The organism is Neisseria sp. N95_16, assembly GCF_002551535.2.
GTDB classification, from domain to species: domain Bacteria; phylum Pseudomonadota; class Gammaproteobacteria; order Burkholderiales; family Neisseriaceae; genus Neisseria; species Neisseria brasiliensis.
Window position 1 is genome coordinate 1 of record NZ_PDBT02000103.1, and the last position, 5885, is coordinate 5885.

General features: G+C 52.4%; 6 protein-coding genes and 1 pseudogene. 4 read left to right on the forward strand and 3 right to left on the reverse strand.

Annotated elements, in window-relative coordinates; all coding sequences use genetic code 11:
- On the reverse strand, positions 1-171 hold a 171-nt coding region (locus tag CRG49_RS14075; protein ID WP_157807888.1), incomplete at its 3' end, for a helix-turn-helix domain-containing protein.
- Between the two features lie 220 nt (positions 172-391).
- Between CRG49_RS14075 and CRG49_RS14080 the strand changes: the two genes are divergently transcribed.
- The 3 genes from CRG49_RS14080 (at position 392) to betT (ending at position 4080) form a co-directional block, all read left to right on the forward strand.
- Positions 392-619 carry a BCCT family transporter gene (locus CRG49_RS14080; RefSeq protein ID WP_198515171.1) on the forward strand — a complete coding sequence of 76 codons (228 nt, stop codon included), beginning with the start codon at positions 392-394 and terminating at the stop codon, positions 617-619.
- Complete coding sequence (locus tag CRG49_RS11960) at positions 558-1985, forward strand: BCCT family transporter (protein ID WP_198515172.1); 1428 nt, start codon at positions 558-560, stop codon at positions 1983-1985. The genes CRG49_RS14080 and CRG49_RS11960 overlap by 62 nt, the downstream gene beginning before the upstream one ends.
- Positions 1986-2073: 88 nt before the next feature.
- Complete coding sequence (gene betT / locus CRG49_RS11965; protein ID WP_095503568.1) at positions 2074-4080, forward strand: choline BCCT transporter BetT; 2007 nt, start codon at positions 2074-2076, stop codon at positions 4078-4080.
- 70 nt (positions 4081-4150) lie between these two features.
- Here the strand turns inward: betT and CRG49_RS11970 are convergent, their stop codons facing one another.
- Together CRG49_RS11970 and CRG49_RS11975 are read right to left on the reverse strand one after the other, a co-directional pair.
- A complete protein-coding gene (locus CRG49_RS11970) occupies positions 4151-4450 on the reverse strand; it encodes a hypothetical protein (RefSeq protein WP_095503567.1) in 300 nt (99 codons plus the stop codon).
- 166 nt (positions 4451-4616) lie between these two features.
- Positions 4617-4985 (reverse strand): annotated as a pseudogene (locus tag CRG49_RS11975) (glutamate racemase); the annotation flags it as partial.
- A gap of 85 nt (positions 4986-5070) precedes the next feature.
- Here CRG49_RS11975 and pgmB point away from each other — a divergent pair.
- Positions 5071-5736 carry a beta-phosphoglucomutase gene (gene pgmB, locus CRG49_RS11980; protein ID WP_095503566.1) on the forward strand — a complete coding sequence of 222 codons (666 nt, stop codon included), beginning with the start codon at positions 5071-5073 and terminating at the stop codon, positions 5734-5736.
- The last annotated feature ends 149 nt before the right edge of the window (positions 5737-5885 follow it).

Consider the following 5885-nt stretch of genomic DNA (forward strand, 5'->3'; position numbering starts at 1 on the left):
CTGTTGTGCTTTTCGGTAACAGTAGGTTCCGTTGACGGAATGCCGTCTGATTTCCCGACTGACGGTGGCGGGATGACAACCGATGTTCTGTGCGATTTGGTTTAGGGGTAGGTTGCGGTAATGTCTGGAAATGTAGTATCTTTGGTGTGAGGTCAGTTGTGTGTAGGCCATATTGCAATCTTTCTTGTCAGGAAAGGCAGTATACTACCGCATACTGGCCTTTTCTGTTATTGGAAATTGCACTTGTTAGGCGAATGTAAGGGCCTTTTGATGCGCATCAGGCCGTCTGAAAAGCCTGTCCCCTTGCCAATTGAATGTCTTTCGATAAGGGCGTATATTAATTATTCAAAATAAAATAATTTAATACCATCCAACAATCTTGGAGAAAATCATGTCGAAACAACTTACTGTTTTGAATATTTCTGCTGTATTGATTGTGGCGATTACCGCCATCGGTTTGATGTTTCCCGCAGCCTTCGGCCACTACGCCGATGTGATTTACCAATACATCGCGGCGCATTTCGGCTGGCTGTATATGCTGTCGGTGTTTGTGTTTGATGTTTTTAATCGGGCTGATTTTCACGCGCTACGGCAAATTGAAGCTGGGGCGTTTCGATGAGAAACCGGAATTCAGCACCGCTTCATGGATCGGTATGCTCTTTTCCGGCGGCTTGGGCGTAGGGATTGTGTTTTGGGGCGTGGCCGAACCGATGACGCATTTTGCCAGCCCGCCGCTGCCAGGTGTTGAGCCGGGTTCGATTGAGAGCGCACGCATGGCGATGGGCTATACTTATTTCCACTGGGGTTTGTCGCAATGGTCGATTTTTGCCATTGCCGGCCTGATTATCGGCTTATTTCAATACCGGATTAAGAAAGACAGCTTGGTATCGACCTCGATGGAAACGCTGTTTGGCCACAATTACCCGACCTTTTGGCGCCGCACGGTCGATATTTTAGCGGTGATTGCCACCGTGATGGGTATTGCTACGTCCATCGGCATGGGCGTATTGCAGATTAACGGCGGCCTGACCTATGTGTACGGCCTGCCGGGCAATCCGTGGACACACGCGGCGATTTTGGCGGTGATTACGGTGATTTTCGTGATTTCGGCCTCGTCGGGCTTAAGCCGCGGCGTGAAATGGCTGTCAAACATCAATATGGCGATTGCGCTCGGTTTGACGCTGTTTATCATGATTCTGGGGCCGACTTCGGTGATGTTGAAATCGCTCGTGACCGGCATCGGCGATTATTTGACGCACTTTATCGATTACAGCCTGCGCCTTGACCCGTTCCGCAAAGAAAGCAACTGGGTAGAAAAATGGACGGTGTTTTACTGGGCATGGGTGATTTCATGGAGCCCGTTTATCGGCGCGTTTATCGCCCGCATTTCGCGTGGCCGCACCATTCGTGAATTTGTGGTGGGCGTGTTGATTGTGCCGCCGCTGATTTCGTTTTTATGGATTGCGGCATTCGGCGGCACGGCGATTTATCAGGATTTGTATGCCAATGCGGGCTTGGCGCAGGTAGTGGCCAATGATTACACGCTGGCGATGTTTGCCTTTTTGGAGCAATTCCCACTGCACACATTTACTTCTACCGCCACGCTGGTGTTGATTGCCACCTTCCTGATTACCTCTGCTGACTCGGCCACACATATTCTGGCCAGCATGAGCAGCGGCGGTGCGCTCAATCCGACATTGCGCCTGAAAATTGTCTGGGGCTTTTTGCTGTCGGGCATCATTATGGCGCTGCTGGTGGCGGGCGGTTTGAAAAGCCTGCAAGCGGGTTCGATTGTGGCCGGTTTGCCGTTTACGATTATTCTGATTTTGATGTTATTCGCGATTATCAAAGTGCTCCGCATCGAAGCGCATTTGGTGCTGCCGGACACATTGCCGATTAAGCGCCCTGCCGAAGAAGCGGAACGCTATCACCGCGGTGAAGAAGAAGTGCCGACCCACCGCCCAAGCGAAGAATTTCCCGATTAAGTCTCATCTTCAGGCCGTCTGAAACCTGGATGCTTTTCAGACGGCCTTATCCCCCGACAATAATCAATCAAACATAAGGAGAAAGCCTATGCAGAATTCCGCGTTTTCCGGCGGCGCCAAGCTAGCGGTGAATAAAACCGTGTTTTTGGCATCGTCTGTGATTACGGTGGCGCTGATTTTGTTCACCATTTTATTTCCTGCCGTCAGTGAAACCGTGCTCGGCGGTGCGCTCAAATGGGTATCCGACCATTTCGGCTGGTATTACATGCTGGTGGTGGCTGCTTACGGCGTGTTTTCGCTGTTTGTCGGCGTCTCGCGCTACGGCGACATCAAACTCGGACAAGACCAAGACAAACCGGCTTTTCCGTTTTTGGCGTGGGCGGCGATGTTGTTTTCCGCTGGTATCGGCATTGATTTGCTGTTTTTCGGCGTATCCGAACCGCTCACCCACTACCTTGCACCCAATATCGGCGAAGGCAGCACACCTGAAGCGGCACGCGCGGCCTTGGCGCAAACTTTTTTACACTGGGGTTTGCACGGCTGGGGCATTTACGCGCTGATCGGCATGGCTTTGGCTTATTTTGCTTACCGTAAAAACATGCCGCTGGCTTTACGCAGCGCCTTGCTACCGATTTTCGGGCAAAAACGCGTCAACGGCTGGCTCGGCAACACCGTCGATATTTTCGGCGTGGTGTGCACCCTGCTCGGCATTGCCACCAGCTTGGGTATCGGTGTATTGCAAGCCAATGCAGGTTTGAACCATGTATTCGGCATCGACACCAGCAAAACGGTTCAGACGGCCATTATCTTGGGCGTAGTCGCAGCAGCAGCGTTATCGGCCATGTCGGGCGTGGACAAAGGCGTGCGCCGTCTTTCCGAAATCAATATGCTGGGCGCGACAGGCTTGTTGATTGCGCTGTTGGTGATGGGGCCGACGGTGTTTCTGTTCAACGGCTTGGTGGACAACATCGGCAGCTATTTCCAAACCATCATGGACAAAACCTTCCGCGTGTATGCTTATGAAGGCGAATCCGGCGCGGAATGGAAATCGGCTTGGACTATTTTCTTCTGGGCTTGGTGGGTGGCATGGGCGCCGTTTGTCGGCCTGTTTATCGCGCGCATTTCACGCGGCCGCACGCTGCGCGAATTTGTGTTCGGCGTGATGTTTATCCCGTTGGGCTTTATCTTTGCGTGGTTCTCGATTTTCGGTAACAGCGCCATCGATTTGGTCAACAGCGGTCAAGCGGCCGATCTGGCCAAAACCGCAGTCGAAAATCCGGCGATGGGTATGTTTTTGCTGTTTGAACATTATCCGCTGGCCGGTTTGTGGTCGACCATGGGCGTGATTATCGGCTTGATTTTCTTTGTGACTTCTGCCGACTCGGGCGCTTTGGTATTGGCAAATTTGAGTTCGCGCGATTTGGCTTCCACCGCCGATGCGCCGGTGTGGCTGCGTTTATTCTGGGCAGCCGGCACAGGCTTGGTGACATTGGGCTTACTGTTTGCCGGTGGGTTTGCTTCTCTGCAATCGGTGTCGGTGGTAGCCGGTTTGCCCTTCTCGCTGATTTTGGTGCTGTACATGATTTCGATGTGGATCAGCCTGCGCCAAGAAGGCATGAAGCGCAAAGCAGGCCAAGTTGACCGCGCATTGGTGCTCGACAACGGCCTAAACTGGCGCAACCGCTTAAGCCGTTTGACCAACTTCCCTGACCTTCAGACGGCCAAACATTTCATGACCCATACATTGGAACAAGCCATGGCGGAAGTGGCGATTGAATTGGAAAAAAAACGCCTTGAAGTCGAGCTCACCACCGAAAACGGCGGCTTGGTGCATCAAATTGCCGTTCGTTACCCTGAACAAAGCGATTTTATCTATCGTGTGGAACTGATTGAAGCAGAAAAACCGATTTTCGCGCTCGGCCAAGCAGGCAATTTGGCTTCCAGCCAAGAGCATGAAAAATACTACCGCGCCGAAGTCTTTTTGATTGAAGGCAGTCAGGATTACGATATTCTCGGCTACACCAAAGAGCAGGCGATTATCGATATTTTGAATCAATATGAACGCCATATTCAGTTTCTGTATATGGATCGCTAAGCGCTAAAACATCAAGGCCGTCTGAAAATCCTTTTTCAGACGGCCTTGAGTATATCCAGCGTAACAACCATTAGGCAGCTTCTTTTTGTTCCGCCTTATCCACGGCTTTACGCTCTTGTTCACGTTTTTCACGTTGCTGGCGCATTATTTTGCGCGCTTCCCGATTACGGCGGGATTTTTCGATTCTGTCGGAAATGCGCTGGTTGAGCGTTTTTTCCGGGCGTTTGGCCGCAATCACATCATCTGCCACTTGGCTCAAAGTCACATCGTTCAGATCAAATACTTGTGCTTTATCCAAAGAAGCGGCATTTACAGATGCGGCGAGCATCAACACCGGCACCCACCATAACAATCGGCTTGCGTTGTTCATATCGTTCTCCTTCACAGTTTTCAGACGGCTTCACATTCATGCCCTTGCCTGATGGATTTATGATAGCAATTTCACCACTCGAATGCATGCGCTTTTTTGTCTCAACCTGTATGTAAAGGCCGTTTGAAAAACTATTTCCAAACGGCCTGAAACCATTATCATCTTCTTAGCCTAACGTTACCATTTCAATCTGCTCCATGCTTCGACCCAAGAAACGCTCGCCGATGGTTCGGAAACGCAGCGGAATGTCGCTGACATAAAAGCGGTAATCCGGTGCGGGATTGTCGGTATTGAGCAATCCGGCTTCGGTTAAGGCTTTGGCGGTGGCTTCGGCAGTAGTGATGGCCGAATCGACCAGAGTCACGTTTGGCGCTTCCTGACTGATGAGCGGCTTGAGCAGCGGAAAGTGGGTGCATCCCAGCACCAGCGTATCGATGTCGTCCACCAGCAGGGGTTTCAAATATTCGCGCACGGTCAGACGGGTGACTTCATGCTCAAGCCACCCTTCTTCCACCAGCGGCACCAGCAAAGGCGAGCCGCTCGATTTGCAGGTGTACGGCAAAGACATCACGCTCAACGGCAGCCACACCGTTGCATTGGAAAAATAAGGAGGGCGCAAAATGACTTTTACCGCAGTGCTCTTTGATCTCGATGGCGTCATCACCGACACCGCCGAGTACCACTACCGCGCATGGAAAAAGCTCGCCACAGAACTGGGCATCAGCATCGACCGCAAGTTTAACGAGCAGCTCAAAGGCGTATCGCGCGACGATTCGCTCAAACGCATCCTCGCACACGGCGGCAAAACCGTCAGCGAAGCCGAGTTCGCCGAACTGACCCGCCGCAAAAACGACAACTACGTTGAGATGATTCAAGCAGTCAAACCCGAAGACGTGTATCCCGGCATTTTGCCCCTACTGGAAGCATTGAGGGCAAACGGCAAAAAAATCGCCCTCGCGTCCGCCAGTAAAAACGGCCCATTCCTGCTCGAACGCATGGGGCTGACCCACTTCTTCGACGCCATTGCCGACCCTGCCGCCGTCGCGCATTCCAAACCTGCCCCCGACATCTTCCTCGCCGCCGCCGAGGGCGTGGACGCAGACATCCGCCAATGCATCGGCATTGAAGACGCCGTCGCCGGCGTCGCCGCCATCAAAGCCGCCGGCGCCTTGCCCATCGGCGTGGGCAAAGCCGAAGACTTGGGCAGCGACATCGCGCTAGTGTCCGACACCGCCGAGCTAACCTACGCCTACCTGCAAAACGTGTGGGCACAGTCAGGCAGATAAAATACTCAGGAAGTAGAAAGGCCGTCTGAAAAATATTTCAGACGGCCTTACATTCGCATTTCAAGTGCAACGCTCAAATGCCATTGGCAAGGGCTGCTGAAAACAGATCACCCGGTGTCTCATAGTCCAATGTCTTTCTCGGTCGGCGG